This is a genomic window from Mycobacterium terramassiliense (genome assembly GCF_900157385.1).
Classification (GTDB): domain Bacteria; phylum Actinomycetota; class Actinomycetes; order Mycobacteriales; family Mycobacteriaceae; genus Mycobacterium; species Mycobacterium terramassiliense.
The window spans coordinates 1,242,678-1,260,993 of the sequence record NZ_LT717700.1; the positions used below are offsets into that span (position 1 = coordinate 1,242,678).

Below are 18,316 nucleotides of genomic sequence, written 5' to 3' on the forward strand. Positions count from 1 at the left end.
ATGGCCAAGAAATCCAAGGTCGTCAAGAACGACCAGCGGCGCGCGATCGTGGCGCGTTACGCCCAACGCCGGGCCGAACTCAAAGAGGTTATTCGCTCACCGTCGAGCACGGCGGAGCAGCGGGAGGCCGCGCAGCGCGAGCTGGCGCGGCAGCCGCGCGACGCCAGCCCCGTGCGGCTGCGCAACCGCGACGCCGTCGACGGGCGACCGCGCGGGCACCTGCGCAAGTTCGGGCTGTCGCGGGTGCGGGTGCGTCAATTGGCCCACAACGGGCAGTTGCCCGGCGTGCGGAAGGCGAGCTGGTGATGGCCAAGAAACCTCAGCGCGGCCGGCGAGCCGCGGAACTCCTCGTGAAGCCCAAGAAGAACCTCCTCCTGAGCATGGGGCTCAGCGTGGTCGACTACAAGGACACCGCCTCGCTTCGCGTGTTCATTTCGGAGCGCGGCAAGATCCGCTCCCGGCGCGTCACCGGGCTGACCGTCCAACAACAACGTCAGGTCGCCACCGCGATCAAGAACGCGCGCGAAATGGCGCTGCTGCCCTACCCGGGACCGACCGCGGGCCACTGAAACGTGCGGGGCGTCAAGACATCCGGGCGATACGAAGGGAATGGCCGTTGACTTCGCCGCACGGCGGTACCGACCGCCCGTTTACCGTCGTTGTCTGTACCGCGTGTGCGGCCGACGACGCGCTCTCGGTCATCGAAGAACTTCGCCCCACCATCCGACGCTGTCCACGCGCCATGCTGGTCTCCGCCACGTGCATGCTCGGGCCACTCACCTGCGCATCCCGCCCAACCGGATGCGGCGTCATGGCTCTCGTTCAGCCCTGCACGAACGACCGGACAGCTTGCGGACCACCCCATTGGATAGGCCCCATCACCGATTACGGCGAGGCCGCGGCCCTGTGCAGTTGGCTCGAGCTCGGCCAGTGGGAAAACACCCCCGCCCCAAGACATCTCTGCCGACATCAGCTCTGGGCTCGCAACGCCGGTCGAAGCAATTGAGGCTCCGGCGAGTCATCAATGCGGATAATCGTAGGGGTTGGCCGGCGCATCGATGCGGGTGACCGCGGTCGCCTGCAGCGTCGGAATCTTGGGCGAATTCGGTTGCCTGGGCGGAACTTCGCCCTCGACCCGGATCCATGTGTTGTCGGGTAGCCCCGTGGCCTGGGCGGCGGCCGGGCCGCCCAGGTGGATGCGGGCCAGTTGGGCGTCGGCCGCGCAACAGATGATGACGACGCGGCCGAGGTCAACGCCCTGCGCCTCGTTCAGCACAAAGCCGGTCACGGTGATCGGCCGACCCTTCAGCGAGCCGGTGGTGTCCTGAGCCTCCCGCATCAGCACCTCCGGCAGCGACAGCTCGGGTGCCCGGCCGGGGGGGATCGGCGGAAACGCCCGATTCAGAACGTCATTGGACACCGATGTCACCGATGGCGCGGCGGCCGACGGCCTGAGCGCCGGTGGCGTGATGAAACACAGGGCCATGATGGGTAAGACGAGTAGCCACACGATGCCGCGCCGATGGGAGTGCGGGTGGCCGTGATCGTCGACCTCATCACTGATGCGTGGACCACCGCGGCGGATATCGCGGAGCATCGCCAACAGCGCTAAGCCGATGAGCAGGACCGCCGAAGCGATTAGCCACGGCAGCAGTCCCGGCTTGACGTAGCGGGTGAACTCGCCCGTGATCGTGATCATGATGATGCTGATGCCCACCACCAGCAGCACGGTGTTCTCTGTTTCGCGGGTCATTACCTACCGCCCAGGACGAACAGTCCGACGCCGCAGGCGCTGACGATCGCGACGAGGAACGTGCAGGGCGCGAAGCGGGCCGCGAAGGCCCGGCCGAACATGCCCGCCTGCATCGCGAACAGCTTGACGTCGACCGCCGGGCCCACAACCAGAAACACGAGCCGGGGCAGCAGCGGCACCATGATCATGCTGGCCGCCACGAACGCATCGGCCTCCGAACACAATGCCAGAACCACCGCCAGGGTGGCCATCACCGCGACGCCCAGGATCAGGTTCGACGCCAGATGGGTGAACACCCAACGCGGCACCACGACATGCAGCGCGGCCGCCGCGGCGGCGCCCACCACCAAATACGATGCGGCCTGAAGGAAGTCGTGTCTTGCCGCCTCGGTGAAGACCGTCCACCGCGACTCGGTCCGGGTTCCCGACGCGGGCAACCGACGGGTGATCCACTCCGCGCGGCCCCAACGTGACCACGCCCAGCCCATGATCACCGCGGTCAGCAGCGACGCGGCCATGCGCGCGACGACCATCGTGGGCGCACCGGGAAACGCGACCGCGGTGGCCACCAGCACGACCGGGTTGATCGCCGGCGCGGCCAGCATGAACGTCAAAGCCGCCGCCCCCGTGGCCCCGCCTTCGCCGAACAGCCGCCGCGCCACCGGAACCGAACCGCATTCACAGCCTGGCAACGCCGCCCCGCCCACGCCGGCGGCCAACACCGCAACGGCCGGACGGCGCGGCAGCCACCGGGCCAATCGTTCCGGCGACACGAACACCGCGATCAACCCGCTGACCACCACGCCGAGCGCCAGAAAGGGGACCGCCTGCACGAACACCCCACAGAACACCGTGCCGGCGGTCGATAACGCCGGACTGAGGGCGACCGCGTTTCGCAGCCTCGTCGCCGCGAAAGCGCCGACGAGCAAAATGCCCACCAGCACTTCCATCGACCCGACGCGCAGCCTCGGCCGGGTCCTCAGCGTCGCCATCGTCCCAGTATGTCAGCGCGCGGGGCGCATCATCGGGACCTGCGGCGAAGCCGGCGAGGGCGTTGGCGAGTTTACGAAATTCATGGGTGCAGATTCTCACCCAGGCCAAGCGGTTTATGCGCAACGCGCACAACGTCTTTCAGCCCTGGGGTCTGGCTTGCGCTGCTGTCCCTACGCCTTTTCGCCGGCTTCGTCCCCACCGTCCTGCTCCCAGGTGGCAGGCATCATCGGCATCTTCGGGCCGCCGCCGAAGCCGTCGCCGGCGAGCGTCGTCAATCCCGCCGCCTCGGCGACCGCCTCGTTGCGTGCGGTGCCGGCGAAGCCGAGAGTCCCGGCGCCCCGCTCCGAGGCCATCGACTCCCCTCCTGACGACTCACCCCAGTCCGGGTCGACGTCGATATTCATGTCCATGTACTCGTCGCCGTAGCCGCGCTGCTTCGCCCGCTGGCGCCGCCGCGCCCGCGTCGCCTCGCGCGCGGCCGCCGCTGCCGCCGCCGCGGCGGTGTCCGGTTCCGGCGCTTTTCTTTTCGCGCTCGAGCTCGCGTGGGCGCCCATCCCGGAGCCGGACGAGATGCCGGGAGGCCCGACCACGTAGGGAGGGAAGAAACCCGGCGCACCCGCGGCCGCGGGCGGCGGCGGGGCCGGGGGGAGGGAAGAAACCCGGCGCGCCCGCGGCCGCGGGGCCGGGCTGGCGGGCGCGGGAGGGCTAGGCGGCGTCGGCGCGGGCGCCGGCGCCGAGGCTGGGGCCGCCGCCGGCGCGGCGAAAGTCGGGCCCATTGCGACCGGCAAGACCGGGGGCGCGGCCGCGACGGGTGCGAGCACCGGCCCGACAACCGGTGGGGGCACCGGGGCCGGGACGGCAATCCCTCCCAAGCCGCCCAGTGCTGCGGGAGCGACGGCCGGGAGCGCTGCGACGGCCACGGCCGGGTTGGAAACCGCGTAGGCAAGGACTTCGTTTATGTGCACCGGGAAATCGAACAATTGCCAGCTGATCAGCCATTGAAAGGCCTGCACCGGATTTTGCGTCAGGTCTACCCCGAAATTTTGAAAGTCCTCAAAAAGTTCGAGGCTTCGCGCGACCCAAAACGATGCCTGGCCCGGGTCCGTGAATGTGTCGTAGGTGGCTCCGTTGATCGTGCCCCCCGCCGGATCCCAACTGATGCCGAAGTGCTGCAGGATGCTCGCAACGAAGTTATCGATCGGAAGATCGACCGTCGGGTCGTGTGCAAGTTGACTATTTCCTATACCCAAGCTGTTTTGCAAAAAATTCACGAGCCCCGGCGGAAGCCCGTACGGGTTGTCCGATTGAGTATTGTTAAGAAGGATGGTTGCAATCTGCTGTTGCAGTCCCAGCGGGTTTTGCAGGAACTGCTCGAATACCTGTGTGTACGCCTGCACGTACGTCTGCAGCAGGTTCGAGGCGTCCTGCACATAGTTGGAGACCGCTGACGCCGGGGTATTGGCCTCGGCTTGCGCGTCGGACTTGAGAATTTGCGGCGCGGGGGTGGTCGGCGGCGTCGACGCCACCGCCGTGGTGGACACAGCTTGATAGACGCCCATCGTGGTGGCGGCCTGAATCCACATCCGCACGTAGTCGGCCTCGTTGAGCGCGATCGGAATGGTGTTGATTCCAAAGAAATTGGTCGCCACCAAGGCTCCGTGGATGACGTGGTTGGCGGCCAGTTCGGGGAGCGTCGGCATGGCGCTCAGCGCGGCGGTGTAAGCGGTGGCCGCAGTCTCGTGCTGGGCGGCCGCCGCCGCACTGTTCGCCCCGGCCTGCAGCAACCACGCCAGGTACGGGGCATGCGCGGCAACATACGACTCGGCGCTCGGCCCCTCCCATGCGCCGCCCTGCACGGATGCCAGCACCGTGGTGAGTTCGTCTGCGGCCGAAGCGTATTCGGCACTCAGCGCATCCCACGCGCCCGCCGCCGCCAGCAGGGAACCCGGTCCCGGGCCGCTGCTCAGCAGCGCCGAGTGCACCTCCGGCGGTGCAGCCATCCAAATCGGCGCGGTCATCGCGGCACTCCTCGGGCTGGAAGGGTTACCAGACCGGAAGTCTATTGAAAATGATTGTCGTTATCAACCCGCGGGTGTAACTGCCGCTACACCAATGCCCGCCCCGTCCTGATCCGCCGGTCGACGTCCCACAGCAGGACGTTGAACGGGAACTGCCGAACAACCCGCGGCAGAAGCCGGTTGACCGTGCGCAACACGGCCATCAGCCGGTCGAAGCGCCGTTGTCGGGCGGCGTCCCACGGCAGCCGCATCTCGTCGCGGAACCGCTGCGGCAAAAAGCCGGTGGTGATCAGCAACGAGAAGTTCTCCGACGCGCGCTGCAGCCGGCGCGGCAGCCTCACGCCCCGAATGCGGCCCGCGGCGATGGGATACAGGTAGTCCCGGACGGCATCGTCGATGTGCACCTTGGCCAGCGAGTCCTGCCAGTACCGGTCGAAGGCCGCACGGTCGGGCGGCCACATCTCCTCCGGGACCTGCAACGTGGTGGCCAGTGCCATGCCCTCGCGGTAATGCCGGTCGGCGTCCGCGCCGTCCAGTTCGCCGATGAAGGTGCGGTAGATGTCCACCCCGCCCTTGTAGAGGCAGGCCCCCACCCAGAGCTGCAAGTCGACGTCGAACGCGTTGTACTGCACCGGGCTGTCGGGGGTCGAGTACACCTGGGCGTGCGCCCGGTTGACCGCGCGGCGGAAGGCGTCCTTCTGGGCGTCGCTGCCGGCGGTGGCCACCGCGAGGTAGGTGAAGGTGGTGCGGGCCCTCTTGATCGGATGCAGGTCCACCCGACCGCTTTCGACGCGGCTCTCCAGCACCCCGTAGCCGACACCCGGCCGCGCCAATTGCATGATCACGTTCGCGGGGCCGGCGAGGAGCGCCACGCCCATCAGGCCCTCGTCGATACCCAGGGCGCGCCTGGCGCGGGCGTTCCGCTGACGCGGCGGGTCCGCGACGGGGCGTTCGACCTGCCGAATCGGCTCGTGAATGGCCATAGTGAGTCCTCCCCGCGGCACCGACCCGCTAAATGTGCGAACGCCTGTTTCCCGATGTTGTCCTGTCATCGGCGCCGGTGTCAAGATGGTGGCTATGGCTGAGGGTTCCAGCGCGCGGCCGTACCGCGGCGTCGAGGCCGCCGAGCGGCTCGCCGGCCGCCGGCGCCGGCTGCTGACCGCGGGCCTGGAACTACTCGGCGCGGAACAACGGGACATCTCCGAGCTGACCGTTCGTGGCATCTGCGGCCAGGCCGGCCTGGCGGCGCGCTACTTCTACGAGAGCTTCACCGACAAGGACCAGTTCGTCGGGCGGGTGTTCGACTGGGTGGTCGCCGAGCTGGCGGCCACCACCCAGGCCGCGGTGGCGGCGGTCCCGGCGCACGAGAAGACCCGCACCGGGATGGCCAACATCGTGCGGACCATCGCCGACGACCCCCGGATCGGGCGGCTGCTGTTCAGCACCCAGCTGGCCAACGCGGTCATCGTGCGCAAGCGCGCCGAATCCAGCGCGCTGTTCGCCATGCTGTCCGGCCAGCATGCCGTCGACACGCTGCGGGCACCGGCCAACGAGCGCGTCAAGGCGGCCGCGCACTTCGCGGTCGGCGGCGTCGGACAGACCATCAGCGCCTGGCTGGCCGGCGACGTCCAACTCGCGCCCGACCAGCTCGTCGATCACCTGGCGGCGCTGCTCGAGGAACTCACCAACCCCGACCTGTACCGCGTCACGGAAACAGCGGCAGGTGCCACAGCCGCATCCCGGGATTGATCAACCACAACCGCATCAGCGTGAGTCGCAGCAGCCGCTGCGCACTGAAGATCATGAAGACCGCCACCGGCACCTCGATGAGCAACGCGGTGGTGACCGACAGCCAGACATCCTTGGGCCCCGCGGTCATCAGGTCGAACCACGCGTCGCAGATCAGCAACACCCCGGTGGTGAACGCGGCTGGGACCAGCAGCTGACGGCGTAAATAGCCGAGCAGGGCGGTGGCCATCATGAAGCCGACCAGCAGCACGTCGAAACCGATCCAGGTGAGGGTCCAATTGTGGGCGACGTAGTTCTGCGGCAGCGTCATCGACAGATACCCGAGCCAGGGGATCATCGCGATCGAGCCCCCGGTCATCAGGCTCAACCGGATGCGCCGCACCCGACTGAGGAACGCCGGGTCGATCACGTCGCTCAGCGGTTGCTCCAGCCGGCTGATCAGGTCGCGCCGCTGCTCGGGCGTCAGCGCCGCGATCTGGGCGTCGGACAGTATGCCGTGGGTCATCTCCGCTTCAGCGTACGGCCTCCACCGGGGGCCGGCGGTCGGCCGCGGTCTTGGGCACGGCCTGGGTGTCGCTATTGCCGAAATCCCTGACCCAGCAGGCGAACTCCAGCGTGATGCCGTCGGGATCCTGAAAGTAGAACGAGCGCACGTAGACGCCGGGATGGACCGTCGCGGAGACCTGGCGTTCACTCTCGTCGTGGTTGAGCACCGGGCCGACCCGCACGCCCTTGTCCTTGAGTCGCTGCCGGTAGTCGTCGAACTTCTCGGCCGGCACGTGGAACGCCAGGTGGTTCATGGTGCTCACCGCGCTGGTGATGTCTCCGATGCCGGGGATCGCACCCGGCGACGAGAGGCCGGGCACGCGGTCGGGAGCGTCGGCGAACCAGAAGAACGCGACGCAATCGCCGTTGCCGGCGTCGAAGAAGAAGTGCTGCCCCGCGCCGTCGGGCAAATCGAGCGATTTGATCAACGGCATCCCGAGGACCCCGGAGTAGAAGTCCACCGTCCGCGCCATGTCCGAGCAGACCAGCGCGACATGGTTGATCCCGCCGAGCTCGAATTCCGTGTTGGCGTTGTGCGGCTTGATCATCATGTGGCTCCCGTCCGCGGAGTCATGGCCAAGATGCGAATCTGAATCTAACATCAGGTTCAGTTTTGCTCTAGGGAGGTGCGCCCGGGTGTCGACCGCAGCGGAACCTCGTGGGCAGGCCGGCCCCCTCCGGGCGTTTCCGACGCGGCGCGGCAGGCGGACGCAGGCCGCGATCGACATGGCCGCACGGACCGTCATCGCGCGCAAGGGCATTCTGGCGACGACGATCGCCGACATCGCCGCGGAGGCGGGCCGATCCTCGGCCTCGTTTTACAACTACTACGACTCCAAGGAGGCGATGGTTCGCGAATGGGCCCTGCGGTTCCGCGAGGAAATCACCCAGCGGGCGCGCGCGGTGACCGAACATGGCCTGTCTAATCGCGAGCGCGCATACGAGGCCGCCGCCGCGCAGTGGCACACCTACCGCAACCGGCTCGCCGAGATCGTCAGCATTTATCAGCTGGCTATGGTCAACGATGACTTCGCGCAGTACTGGGCCGAGATCTGTTCCACGCCAATCGCTTTCATCAGCGACTCGGTTCGGCGCGCCCAGGCCGACGGCCACTGCACCGACGACGATCCGCGGCTGATCGCCGAGGCGATTTTGGCCATGTTCTACCAGTTCTGTTACGTGCAGCTCGCCGGACCCGGCGAGCCCGATGACGCCGCGTGCATCCGGACGCTGGCCAACATCTATTACCGGGCCATCTACGCCGAGGGAGGTGAGCCGAGTTGACCCGCCGCAACGTCGCCGCCGGGGTGCTCCGCGAGTTCGTCGGGCTGCCGTCGCCCACAGCCGGGCGGGCCGGCGCCGGCGGGCATCCCTGCCAGGGGCTCTACCACCGTGCGGTGGGACGCAAGCCGAAGGTGGCGGTGATCGCCGCGCACTACCAAATCGACTTCTCCGAGCACTACCTCGCGGACTACATGGCCACCCGCGGCGTCGGATTTCTGGGCTGGAACACCAGATTCCGCGGTTTTGAAAGCAGCTTCCTGCTCGACCACGCGCTGGTCGACATCGGTGTCGGGGTGCGCTGGCTGCGGGAGGTGCAGAGCATAGATACCATTGTGCTGCTGGGTAATTCGGGTGGCGGATCGTTGATGGCCGCCTATCAGTCACAGGCAGTCGAACCCAACGTGACCCCGCTCGAGGGCATGCGCCCCGCGGCCGGGCTGACCGAGTTGATCCCCGCCGACGGCTATGTGGCCACCGCGGCCCATCCCGGCCGCCCCGACGTCCTGACGGCCTGGATGGACGCCGCCGTCGTCGACGAGAACGACCCGGTGGCCACCGCCGCCGACCTCGACCTGTTCAACGAGGAAAACGGCCCCCCGTACTCGGCGGAGTTCATCGCCCGCTACCGCGAGACGCAGACCGCGCGCAACCACGCCATCACCGACTGGGCCGAGACGGAATTGAAACGTGTTCGCGCCGCCGGTTTTTCGGACCGCCCGTTCACGGTGATGCGCACCTGGGCCGATCCCCGCATGGTCGACCCCAGCATCGAGCCCACCAAGCGTCAGCCGAACCTGTGCTACGCGGGCCTCCCGGTCAAGGCGAACCGGTCGGCGCACGGCATCGCCGCGGCGTGCACCCTGCGCAACTGGCTGGGCATGTGGAGCTTGCGGGTGGCGCAGACCCGGGCGGAGCCGCACCTGGCCCGCATCGACTGCCCGGCGCTGGTGATGAATGCCGAGGCCGACACCGGCGTGTTCCCGTCCGACGCCGCGCGCATCTACGACGCACTCGCCAGCACGGACAAGACGCGGGCTTCGATCGACACCGACCACTACTTCACCACCCCGGGCGCACGCAGCGAGCTGGCCGATACCATCGCCAGGTGGATCACCAAGCGGTGGCGCTGAGGGTTCTCGCCCATTTCGTTCCCGGCGACAAGGTGCTCGACTTCGTTGCGCCAGAATCGGATTGGCTCGACATCCGATGGTGCGCCGAGGACGACGACGCGGGATTTTATCGCGAGCTGCCGCAGGCGGACGTGATCTGGCATGTGCTTCGGCCGCTGTCGGACGCCGACCTGCGGCTCGGGGCCCGGCTGCGCCTGGTGCACAAGCTGGGGGCCGGGGTCAACACGATCGACGTGCCGACCGCCACCGACCGCGGCATCGCCGTCGCCAACATGCCCGGCGCCAACGCCCCGTCGGTGGCCGAGGGCACAGTACTGCTGATGCTGGCCGCGCTGCGCCGGCTACCGGGCCTGGACCGCGCGATCCGCCAAGGGCGGGGCTGGCCGTCGGACCCGGGGCTGGGCGAGGCAGTGCGCGACATCGGTGGCTGCACCGTGGGCCTGGTGGGCTACGGCAACATCGCCAAGCGGGTCAGCGAGATCGTCGCCGCGATGGGGGCCGCGGTGCTGCATACCAGCACCCGCGACGACGGCCGGCCCGGGTGGCGGCCGCTGGCCGAATTGCTGGCCGCCAGCGACATCGTCTCGCTGCACCTGCCCCTGACGGCGCAGACCCGTCATCTGCTCGGCCGCGACGCGCTGGCCCGGATGAAACCGGATGCGGTGCTGGTCAACACGTCCCGGGGCGCCGTCGTCGACGAGGCGGCCCTCGTCGATGCGCTGCGCACGGGCGGGCTCGCCGCGGCGGGGCTGGATGTCTTCGAGGTCGAGCCGGTATTGCCGGACAATCCGCTGCTCGCCCTGGACAACGTGGTGCTGACGCCGCATGTCACCTGGTACACCGCGGACACCATGCGCCGGTACCTGACCGAGGCGGTGGCCAACTGCCGCCGGCTGCGCGACGGCCAGCCGCTGGCCCATGTAGTCAACCAACCGACTGGTTGTTAGCTTGGAGGCTGCTGGGCCGAAGCGCGAGCCATGGGAAGGCGACCAATGCCGATCGCAATAACTCCTGAGCATCAAGACCTGGCCGACTCGGTGCGGTCCCTGGTGGCGCGGGTTGCGCCGTCCGAGGTGCTGCACCAGGCCATGGAGACACCGATCGAGAACCCGCCGCCGTACTGGCGGGCCGCGGCCGAACAGGGCCTGCAGGGCGTGCATTTGGCGGAATCGGTCGGCGGACAGGGCTTCGGCGTCCTCGAATTGGCCATCGTGCTGGCCGAGTTCGGCTACGGGGCGATGCCCGGCCCGTTCGTGCCCTCGGCCATCGCGAGCGCGCTGATCTCCGCGCACGACCCGCACGCGAAGGTCCTCTCCGAGCTGGCGTCCGGCGCGGCGATCGGCGCCTACGCGCTGGATTGCAGCGGGCTGACCGCCACCCGTCAGGGTGACGCGCTGGTGATCCGCGGCGAGGTCCGCGCGGTCCCGGCCGCCGCGCAGGCGTCGCTGCTGGTGCTTCCGGTCGCGATCGACAGCGGCGAGGAATGGGTGGTGCTGCGGGCCGAACAGCTCGAGATCGTGCCGGTGAAAAGCCTTGACCCGCTGCGGCCCATCGCGCATGTGCGGGCCAACGCCGTCGAGGTCGGCGACGACGCCGTGTTGGGAAACCTGAACATGGCGACCGCGCACGCGCTGATGACTACGCTGCTGTCGGCCGAGGCCATCGGTGTGGCGCGCTGGGCGACCGACACAGCGTCGCAATACGCGAAGATCCGGGAGCAGTTCGGCAGGCCGATCGGGCAGTTCCAGGCCATCAAGCACAAGTGCGCGGAGATGATCGCCGACACCGAGCGCGCCACCGCGGCCGTCTGGGATGCGGCCCGCGCGATCGACGAGGCCGGCCAAAACGATTGGGACATCGTCGCTCCCGGGGTCGAGTTCGCTGCCGCGGTGGCCGCGACGCTGGCGCCGGCGGCCGCCCAGCGCTGCGCGCAGGACTGCATTCAGGTGCACGGCGGCATCGGGTTCACCTGGGAGCACGACACGAACGTCTACTACCGCCGGGCGGTGATGCTGGCCGCCTCCTTCGGCCGCGCTTCGGAGTACCCGCAGAAGGTGGTGGACACCGCGACCACCACCGGGATGCGCGCGGTCAACATCGACCTCGATCCGGACACCGAGAAGCTGAGGGGCGAGATCCGGGCGGAGGTGGAGGCGCTCAAGGCGATGGAGCGCGACGCCCGCAGGGTCGCGATCGCCGAGGGCGGCTGGGTCCTGCCGTACCTGCCCAAGCCGTGGGGCCGGGCCTCCAGTCCGGTGGAACAGATCATCATCGCCCAGGAGTTCAGCACCGGGCGGGTCAAGCGGCCGCAGGTCGGGATCGCGGCATGGATCATCCCGTCGATCGTCGCGTTCGGCACCGAGGAGCAAAAGCAGCGGTTCCTGCCGCCCACCTTCCGCGGCGAGATGATCTGGTGCCAGCTGTTCTCCGAGCCGGGCGCCGGGTCCGATCTGGCCGGACTGAGCACCAAGGCGACCAAGACGGAGGGCGGCTGGCGCATCACCGGGCAGAAGATCTGGACCACCGCCGCGCAGTTCTCGCAGTGGGGCGCGCTGCTGGCGCGTACCGACCCGAGCGCTCCGAAACACAACGGCATCACGTACTTCCTGCTGGACATGAAAAGCGAGGGCGTCACCGTCAAGCCGCTGCGTGAGCTAACGGGCCAGGAGTTTTTCAACACCGTCTACATCGACGACGTGTTCGTGCCCGACGAGTGCGTGCTCGGCGAGGTCAACCGGGGCTGGGAGGTCAGCCGCAACACGCTGACGGCCGAGCGGGTTTCGATCGGCGGCAGCGACGCGAATTTCCTTGCGACGCTTCCCGAGTTCGTGGAGTTCGTCCGCGATGGGCAGTTCGATCAGGTCGCGCAGCACCGGGCCGGGCAGCTGATCGCCGAGGGCCACGCCGCCAAGGTGCTGAACCTGCGCTCGACGCTGTTGACGCTGGCCGGCGGAGACGCCATGCCGTCGGCGGCGATCTCGAAGCTGCTGTCGATGCGGACCGGCCAGGGCTACGCGGAATTCGCGGTGTCGTCCTTCGGCACCGACGCCGCGATCGGCGACACCGCCGAACTGCCCGGCAAGTGGGGCGAGTACCTGCTGGCCAGCCGGGCCACCACCATCTACGGGGGCACCTCGGAGGTGCAGCTCAACATCATCGCCGAACGGCTGCTGGGACTCCCCCGCGATCCGTAACCGCCCCAAAAAAGGGACATGCCGACCCGTCGCACGTCTGTCAGGTCGGCATGGCCCGGTCTTTGGCCGCTAGGCGGGCGGCGCGAGCTCACCACCACCAGTTCCACCAGGGCCGGTAGCCCAGTCCCGGGGGACCCCAACCACCATTGCCCCAGCCGGGGTGGCCCCAACCGGGGTGACCGCCCCAGCCGCCGTGGCCACCGCCACCATGGCCGCCGCCGCCGGGCCGTAGCGGGATGCCCGGGGCCCCGTGGGGGCCGGCCATGTCGAAGCTGGTGCCGGGTGCGGGTGGCGGAGCGGCATGCGCCGCCGGGCTGCCCGCGAACAGCAGCGCTCCCAGCAGCAAGCCGGCCGCGGCCGCGCCGACCGCGGCCCTGCGAAGCGAATGCAATGAGATCAACATTTTGCGACTCCTTCGACGGATCGGAAGGTTCAGTGCCAACGATCGCTAGTGCGTCACCGGAACCATACCCATTTTTCCGAAAACTACACAAATTCAGCAACGATCTAACAATTGCAAGAAGGCGCCGTTTTTTCGTCGTTCAGAATCACGCTGTGAGCCGGGCAATTTCCGGAATTACTGATTTCAGTGCTGGATTACACACGATCAGTCCAGTTCAGGGAGATTTACTGAGATACGTACCCACGCGCTTCCGCGAATAGGAATCGGAGCAAATATGCACTTTTGCCCTCCCGTTAAATGCTCTTGTTGTCGCAACTGGCAAAGTAGCGATGGGGCGCTTAACCGGGCGTTCTCTGCGCCGCGGGTTCGGTTCACCGCGGCCCGCGCCGGCCCGCCGGCGCGCCGCCGGCGGGCCTCGACGCGCATACTGAAGAGCGGATCTACTGACGTGCACCCGCCCAGAGAAAGTCACGCGATGACGATCAACTCAGGCCCCGACCGGTTCGCCCGGTACACCGCCAAGCCACCCCTGCCCGGGCAGACTGGGCCGACGCAGCGCCTCAGCGCGCTTGGCGAGGCACCCGCCCGGCCGTCGCGCGATCGACGCACGCGTCGGACCGTCGATCTGCCGCTGGCCACCCACCGCGCGCTCGACGTCTGGCAGCGCGACGCCGCCGACCGCATCGGTGTCGCCCGGGTAACCGGGCAAGAGGTGCTCAGCGCGCTCATCGATCAGTTGCTGATCGATCCCAAGCTCTCCGCCCAGATCACCCGCGCCATTCAGGCGCGCCGGTGACCCCGGACCCCGCCGGGCGCCGGTCGGCGTAGGTCAGTCGATCTCCATCTCGCGTAGCTCGCGCTTCAGGACCTTGCCCGTGGGGTTGCGTGGCAGCTCGTCGAGGAAGATCACTTCCCGCGGCACCTTGTAGCGCGCCAGGTGGTCGCGCACGTAGTGCTTGATGGTGTCCTCGTCGACGCTGGCGTCGTCCTTCTTGACGACGAACGCGCGCAACCGGTGGCCCCACTCCTTGTCCTCGACGCCGATCGCGGTGGCCTCCACGACATCCGGGTGTCCGTTGATGAGGTCCTCGACCTCGGCCGGGAAGACGTTTTCGCCGCCGGAAACGATCATCTCGTCGTCACGCCCGCTGATGTAGAGCAGGCCGTTCTCGTCGAAGTAGCCGACGTCGCCGGAGGACAACATCCCGTCGATGATCTGCTTCTTGCCCCCGCCGGTGTATCCCTCGAACGGGAACGCGTTGCCGACGAAGATCCGCCCGACCTCTCCCTGTGGCAACTCCTTGCCGTTGTCGTCGAAGATCTTGACCTTGACGCCCTTGACGACCGGGCCGACGGTCGAGGAATTGAATTCCAGGTGCTTGGGCTCGGCGATCGTGGCGAAGGCGATTTCCGTCGAGCCGTACATGTTGTAGACCACCGGCCCCAGGTCCTTGAGCGCCCGTTCCGCCAGGTCGGCGCCGAGTGCCGAACCGGACACGAAGACGATCTTCAGCGAGGACAGGTCGGGCTTGGAGTCCATCTTCTCGATCGCATCGAGGATGCGCGACAGCATCACCGGGACGACGACCATCGCGGTCACCTTGTGCTTCTCGATGTCTTCGAGCACCAGCGGCGGCTTGAACTTCCGGCGCAGCACCAGCGTCGAGCCCAGGAACATCGCGATGGTGCCGTGCAGGAATCCCAGCGCATGGAACATCGGCGCGGGAAGCGAGGTCACCTCGCCGGCCTTGAACGGCACGTGCGACAGGATGCCCCCGATCGGCGCCAGCGTCGGGGGGGTGCTGCGGTTCGCGCCCTTGGGCGTGCCGGTGGTGCCGCTGGTCAGGATGATGATCGACGAGTGCTTGCTCGCCTTCGGGGCGGGAGACTTGTCGCTGCGCTCGATCAGGTCGGCCAGCGTCTCGTCCTCGCTGCCCGACGGCTCGTCCGCGTCGGGATTGGATCCCAGCGCCCGCAGCTTGCCCAGCTCCGGCTCGGCTTTGCTGACGGCCTTGGTGTACTCGTCGTCGTAGATGATCAGCTTGGCGCCCTCGCGCTCCGACACCTCCTTGATCTGCGGGCCGGAGAACTCGCTGTTGAGCAGGATGATGCGGGCGCCAACGCGTGCGGCACCGAAGTAGGCGATGAGGAACCAGCGTGTGTTGCGGGCGAGGACGGCGACGCCGTCGCCGCCCTTGACCCCCTTCTCCAGCAACCCGTTGGCCACCGCGTGGGCGGCGTCATCGAGCTCGCGGTAGGTGAATTCGCCCTCCTCGTCGATGCAGGCGGCCTTGTCCGGATGGCGCCGTGCGTTGAGCGACGGCAGCATGCCGAACTCGCCCCACTTGTAGATGTCGGCGGCCATCGCGGCGTAGTTCTGCGGCGGCTCGATCCGGAACGCACCCGATTCGAAGATCTTGCGCACGTAGTGCAATTCGGCGGCGCCGCGGTCGAGGTACTGCTGAACTTTGGCGACAGCCTGCCCCGGCAGGCCGATGAGGTTTGGCATGGAATCCACCCTATGTGACGTCCGTCTCAGTGCCACTAGTTAATACCCCCCGACTTACGATGATGAACATGACCGGTCCGGCGTCATTGGAGGTGGCCGGGCACCGGGTCACGGTCACCCACCCCGACAAAGTGGTCTTCGAACGCCACGGTGACGCGGGCCCGTACACCAAGCTCGACCTGGTCCGCTATTACCTGTCCGTCGCCGAAGGGGCGCTGCGCGGCGTCGCCGGGCGCCCGATGATCCTCAAGCGGTTCGTCAAGGGCATCGGGCAGGAGGCCGTCTTCCAGAAGCGGGCGCCGGCCAACCGGCCGGACTACGTCGACGTTGCCGAACTGCACTACGCGCGCGGCACTTCCGCCGCCGAAGCCGTCATCCACGACGCCGCCGGGCTGGCGTGGGTGATCAACCTCGGCTGCGTCGACCTCAACCCGCACCCGGTGCTCGCCGGCGACCTCGATCACCCCGACGAACTGCGCGTCGACCTGGACCCGATGCCCGGCGTCGCGTGGCCCCGCATCGTCGAGGTCGCGATGGTGGCCCGCGAAGTGCTGGAGGACTACGGCCTGGTCGCGTGGCCGAAGACGTCCGGGTCACGCGGGTTTCACATCTACGCCCGGATCGCCCCGCGCTGGGGGTTCCGCCAGGTGCGACTGGCGGCCCAGACCGTCGCCCGCGAGGTCGAGCGGCGGGCGCCCGAGGCCGCGACGAGCCGCTGGTGGAAGGAGGAGCGGGAGGGCGTCTTCGTCGACTTCAACCAGAACGCCAAGGACCGGACCGTCGCGTCGGCCTACTCCGTGCGGGCGACCCCGGACGCGCGGGTCTCGACGCCGCTGCGCTGGGACGAGGTGGCAGGCTGCCGGCCGGAGGCGTTCACCATCGAAACGGTGCCCGACCGGTTCGCCGAACTGGGCGACCCGTGGGCCGGGATGGACGACGCGGTCGGCGAGCTCGACCGGCTGCTGATGCTGGCCGAGGAAATGGGGCCACCGGAGCGAGCGCCTAAGGGTTCCGGCACCCGCACCGAGGGCGGGCGCGTCTCGTCGAAGCCACTCATCGAGATCGCCCGCACCAAGACCAAGGACGAGGCGATGGCCGCGCTGGACACCTGGCGGGACCGCTATCCCGCCGCGGCGGCCCTGCTGCAGCCGGCCGACGTGCTGGTCGACGGGATGCGCGGGCCGAGTTCCATCTGGTATCGGATCCGGATCAACCTGCAGCACGTGCCGGGCGACCAGCGCCCGCCGCAGGAGGCGCTGATCGCCGACTACAGTCCGTGGGAACGATATGGGCCGCGCGACCAGAACGGCTAGACGCCCAGGCGCCCCGTCCGGGTCTTGCGCAGGTACGCGAACCAGGTGACCACCAGCAGCGCGATGAAGAACGCGACGTAGAAGCGCAGCGCGGGCTCGATGCTGCCGAAGTGCGACTTGGACCAGGCGTAGGCCAGCGGCACCACGAACCCGCCGAAGGCGCCGATCGACGAGATGACGCCCAGCGCCCCCGCGGCCTGGCGTCGCATGTGCACCATGGTGTCCGGGTCGCCGCCGGCCAGCTCACCCTTGATCATGAAGATCCGCGAGATCATCCGGTAGGTCGAACCGTTGCCGATGCCGGTGGCGACGAACAGGAACATGAAGCTGGCGAAGAACACCGGCAGGTTTTTGGCGTTGACCGACCACAGCGAGGCCGCGGCACCGACGGCGAGCATCACGAAACTCATCGCGGTGATGCGCGCCCCGCCGATCCGGTCGGCCAGCTTGCCGCCCAGGGGCCGAATGACCGATCCGATCCCGGCGCCCAGGAACGCCCAGGTCAGCGCGATATCCCCGCGTCCGAACACGGTCTTCAGCAAGGTCGGGAAGGCCGCCGAGTAGCCGATGAAAGACCCGAACGTCCCGATGTACAGCAGCGACATGATCCAGGTGTCGGCATGCCGCAGCGACTGCAGCACCGGCTTCACGTCGGCCTTGGCCTCCGAGAGGTTGTCCATGAACGCGAACGCGCACGCCGCGGCCGCCACGGCCAGCGGCACGTAGAACAGCCCGGCGCGCGCCAGCGCCACGCCGCCGCCGGCGACCACGATCGGCGGGATGATCTTCTGCACGACGGCCACGCCGAGGTTGCCCCCGGCCGCGTTCAGGCCCAGCGCCCAGCCCTTGTCCTTCTCCGGGTAGAAGAACGAGATGTTGGCCATCGATGACGCGAAGTTGCCGCCACCGAAGCCGGCGGTCGCGGCGATCGCGACCAGCACCGCGAACGAGGTGTGCGGATGGCCAACTACCCAGGCCAGCAGCAGGCACGGGATCAGCAACAGCGACGCCGACACGATCGTCCAATTGCGGCCACCGAAGATCGGGACGGCGAAGGTGTACGGCAGCCGCAGGAAGGCGCCCACGCCGCTCGGCACGGCGACCAGGCACAACGCCTGGCTGGCGGTCAGCGCCCAGCCGGACGCGGCGGGGTGCCCGTGCGGGCCGGCCATCATCTGGACGACCACGATGCTCCAGAGCATCCACACGCTGAACCCGATGTGCTCGGCGAAGATGGAGAAGATCAGGTTGCGCCGCGCGATCGGCTTGCCGGTCGTCTGCCAGAACGTGGGGTCTTCGGGGCGCCAGTCGTCGATCCAGCGCCGCCCCTGGTGACGCCCGCGCGCCGGCGCCGGGGCCAGGAGTCCAGTCCGGGTCTCGGGATCGGTCGTCTCGGGAGTGGTCGTCTCGGGAGTGGTCGTGGT

Annotated in this window: 18 protein-coding genes; 9 read left to right on the forward strand and 9 right to left on the reverse strand. The window is 68.3% G+C overall.

Annotated elements, in window-relative coordinates:
- Together rpsN and rpsR are read left to right on the forward strand one after the other, a co-directional pair.
- Window positions 1-306 (forward strand): 30S ribosomal protein S14, encoded by a 306-nt coding sequence (gene rpsN / locus MTAB308_RS14140; protein ID WP_077099963.1) that lies wholly within the window; start codon window positions 1-3, stop codon window positions 304-306.
- Complete coding sequence (rpsR, locus tag MTAB308_RS14145; protein WP_077099964.1) at window positions 306-569, forward strand: 30S ribosomal protein S18; 264 nt, start codon at window positions 306-308, stop codon at window positions 567-569. Before rpsN ends, rpsR begins: the two co-directional genes overlap by 1 nt.
- Window positions 570-1,021: 452 nt before the next feature.
- On the opposite strand, the gene MTAB308_RS14155 is transcribed toward rpsR, so the two are convergent.
- The 4 genes from MTAB308_RS14155 to MTAB308_RS14170 all read right to left on the reverse strand — a co-directional run bounded on the left by MTAB308_RS14155 (window position 1,022) and on the right by MTAB308_RS14170 (window position 5,747).
- Window positions 1,022-1,753 carry a TIGR03943 family putative permease subunit gene (locus MTAB308_RS14155; RefSeq protein ID WP_077099966.1) on the reverse strand — a complete coding sequence of 244 codons (732 nt, stop codon included), beginning with the start codon at window positions 1,751-1,753 and terminating at the stop codon, window positions 1,022-1,024.
- Complete coding sequence (locus MTAB308_RS14160) at window positions 1,753-2,745, reverse strand: permease (RefSeq protein ID WP_077099967.1); 993 nt, start codon at window positions 2,743-2,745, stop codon at window positions 1,753-1,755. The genes MTAB308_RS14155 and MTAB308_RS14160 overlap by 1 nt, the downstream gene beginning before the upstream one ends.
- A 171-nt stretch (window positions 2,746-2,916) precedes the next feature.
- The gene (locus MTAB308_RS29300) at window positions 2,917-4,764 is read right to left on the reverse strand and encodes a PPE family protein (RefSeq protein WP_173842165.1); all 1,848 of its coding nucleotides are present in this window, start codon (window positions 4,762-4,764) and stop codon (window positions 2,917-2,919) included.
- Window positions 4,765-4,850: 86 nt separating this feature from the next.
- The gene (locus MTAB308_RS14170; RefSeq protein WP_077099968.1) at window positions 4,851-5,747 is read right to left on the reverse strand and encodes an oxygenase MpaB family protein; all 897 of its coding nucleotides are present in this window, start codon (window positions 5,745-5,747) and stop codon (window positions 4,851-4,853) included.
- A gap of 85 nt (window positions 5,748-5,832) precedes the next feature.
- Here MTAB308_RS14170 and MTAB308_RS14175 point away from each other — a divergent pair, with 85 nt between their 5' ends.
- Complete coding sequence (locus MTAB308_RS14175; RefSeq protein ID WP_077099969.1) at window positions 5,833-6,513, forward strand: TetR/AcrR family transcriptional regulator; 681 nt, start codon at window positions 5,833-5,835, stop codon at window positions 6,511-6,513.
- Here the strand turns inward: MTAB308_RS14175 and MTAB308_RS14180 are convergent.
- Window positions 6,470-7,018: a hypothetical protein gene (locus MTAB308_RS14180; RefSeq protein WP_077099970.1), complete on the reverse strand. Its 549-nt coding sequence runs from the start codon at window positions 7,016-7,018 to the stop codon at window positions 6,470-6,472. The genes MTAB308_RS14175 and MTAB308_RS14180 overlap by 44 nt on opposite strands.
- Before the next feature lie 7 nt (window positions 7,019-7,025).
- Window positions 7,026-7,607, reverse strand: coding sequence for a VOC family protein (locus tag MTAB308_RS14185; RefSeq protein WP_077100199.1), 582 nt, complete (start codon window positions 7,605-7,607; stop codon window positions 7,026-7,028).
- Window positions 7,608-7,695: 88 nt separating this feature from the next.
- On the opposite strand from MTAB308_RS14185, the gene MTAB308_RS14190 reads away from it, so the two are divergent.
- Genes MTAB308_RS14190 through MTAB308_RS14205 form a run of 4 tightly spaced genes read left to right on the forward strand, consistent with a single transcriptional unit; the run spans window position 7,696 to window position 12,667 of the window.
- Entirely contained in the window at window positions 7,696-8,343 is a 648-nt protein-coding gene (locus tag MTAB308_RS14190; protein ID WP_077099971.1) for a TetR/AcrR family transcriptional regulator, read from the forward strand.
- On the forward strand, window positions 8,340-9,473 hold the full coding sequence (locus tag MTAB308_RS14195) for an alpha/beta fold hydrolase domain-containing protein (protein ID WP_108637290.1): 1,134 nt from the start codon (window positions 8,340-8,342) through the stop codon (window positions 9,471-9,473). Before MTAB308_RS14190 ends, MTAB308_RS14195 begins: the two co-directional genes overlap by 4 nt.
- Entirely contained in the window at window positions 9,449-10,420 is a 972-nt protein-coding gene (locus MTAB308_RS14200; RefSeq protein WP_245831395.1) for a 2-hydroxyacid dehydrogenase, read from the forward strand. The genes MTAB308_RS14195 and MTAB308_RS14200 overlap by 25 nt, the downstream gene beginning before the upstream one ends.
- A 45-nt stretch (window positions 10,421-10,465) precedes the next feature.
- Window positions 10,466-12,667 (forward strand): acyl-CoA dehydrogenase family protein, encoded by a 2,202-nt coding sequence (locus MTAB308_RS14205; RefSeq protein WP_077099972.1) that lies wholly within the window; start codon window positions 10,466-10,468, stop codon window positions 12,665-12,667.
- Window positions 12,668-12,755: 88 nt separating this feature from the next.
- On the opposite strand, the gene MTAB308_RS14210 is transcribed toward MTAB308_RS14205, so the two are convergent.
- Window positions 12,756-13,070, reverse strand: a complete 315-nt coding sequence (locus tag MTAB308_RS14210; RefSeq protein WP_077099973.1) for a hypothetical protein — start codon at window positions 13,068-13,070, stop codon at window positions 12,756-12,758.
- Window positions 13,071-13,545: 475 nt separating this feature from the next.
- Here MTAB308_RS14210 and MTAB308_RS14215 point away from each other — a divergent pair, with 475 nt between their 5' ends.
- Entirely contained in the window at window positions 13,546-13,866 is a 321-nt protein-coding gene (locus MTAB308_RS14215) for a hypothetical protein (protein ID WP_077099974.1), read from the forward strand.
- Between the two features lie 33 nt (window positions 13,867-13,899).
- Here the strand turns inward: MTAB308_RS14215 and fadD2 are convergent, their stop codons facing one another.
- Entirely contained in the window at window positions 13,900-15,579 is a 1,680-nt protein-coding gene (fadD2, locus tag MTAB308_RS14220; RefSeq protein ID WP_077100201.1) for a long-chain-fatty-acid--CoA ligase FadD2, read from the reverse strand.
- A gap of 59 nt (window positions 15,580-15,638) precedes the next feature.
- On the opposite strand from fadD2, the gene MTAB308_RS14225 reads away from it, so the two are divergent.
- Entirely contained in the window at window positions 15,639-16,892 is a 1,254-nt protein-coding gene (locus tag MTAB308_RS14225; RefSeq protein ID WP_077099975.1) for a DNA polymerase domain-containing protein, read from the forward strand.
- On the opposite strand, the gene MTAB308_RS14230 is transcribed toward MTAB308_RS14225, so the two are convergent.
- Window positions 16,889-18,253, reverse strand: a complete 1,365-nt coding sequence (locus MTAB308_RS14230; RefSeq protein WP_077100202.1) for an MFS transporter — start codon at window positions 18,251-18,253, stop codon at window positions 16,889-16,891. The genes MTAB308_RS14225 and MTAB308_RS14230 overlap by 4 nt on opposite strands.
- Window positions 18,254-18,316 lie beyond the last annotated feature (63 nt).

Bases quoted from the DNA above. Each gene is read 5' to 3' on its own strand.
- rpsN (WP_077099963.1), top strand. From the start codon at position 1: ATGGCCAAGAAATCCAAGGTCGTCAAGAACGACCAGCGGCGCGCGATC.
- rpsR (WP_077099964.1), top strand. From the start codon at position 306: ATGGCCAAGAAACCTCAGCGCGGCCGGCGAGCCGCGGAACTCCTCGTG.
- MTAB308_RS14155 (WP_077099966.1), bottom strand. From the start codon at position 1,753: ATGACCCGCGAAACAGAGAACACCGTGCTGCTGGTGGTGGGCATCAGC.
- MTAB308_RS14160 (WP_077099967.1), bottom strand. From the start codon at position 2,745: ATGGCGACGCTGAGGACCCGGCCGAGGCTGCGCGTCGGGTCGATGGAA.
- MTAB308_RS29300 (WP_173842165.1), bottom strand. From the start codon at position 4,764: ATGACCGCGCCGATTTGGATGGCTGCACCGCCGGAGGTGCACTCGGCG.
- MTAB308_RS14170 (WP_077099968.1), bottom strand. From the start codon at position 5,747: ATGGCCATTCACGAGCCGATTCGGCAGGTCGAACGCCCCGTCGCGGAC.
- MTAB308_RS14175 (WP_077099969.1), top strand. From the start codon at position 5,833: ATGGTGGCTATGGCTGAGGGTTCCAGCGCGCGGCCGTACCGCGGCGTC.
- MTAB308_RS14180 (WP_077099970.1), bottom strand. From the start codon at position 7,018: ATGACCCACGGCATACTGTCCGACGCCCAGATCGCGGCGCTGACGCCC.
- MTAB308_RS14185 (WP_077100199.1), bottom strand. From the start codon at position 7,607: ATGATCAAGCCGCACAACGCCAACACGGAATTCGAGCTCGGCGGGATC.
- MTAB308_RS14205 (WP_077099972.1), top strand. From the start codon at position 10,466: ATGCCGATCGCAATAACTCCTGAGCATCAAGACCTGGCCGACTCGGTG.
- MTAB308_RS14210 (WP_077099973.1), bottom strand. From the start codon at position 13,070: ATGTTGATCTCATTGCATTCGCTTCGCAGGGCCGCGGTCGGCGCGGCC.
- MTAB308_RS14215 (WP_077099974.1), top strand. From the start codon at position 13,546: ATGACGATCAACTCAGGCCCCGACCGGTTCGCCCGGTACACCGCCAAG.
- fadD2 (WP_077100201.1), bottom strand. From the start codon at position 15,579: ATGCCAAACCTCATCGGCCTGCCGGGGCAGGCTGTCGCCAAAGTTCAG.
- MTAB308_RS14225 (WP_077099975.1), top strand. From the start codon at position 15,639: ATGATGAACATGACCGGTCCGGCGTCATTGGAGGTGGCCGGGCACCGG.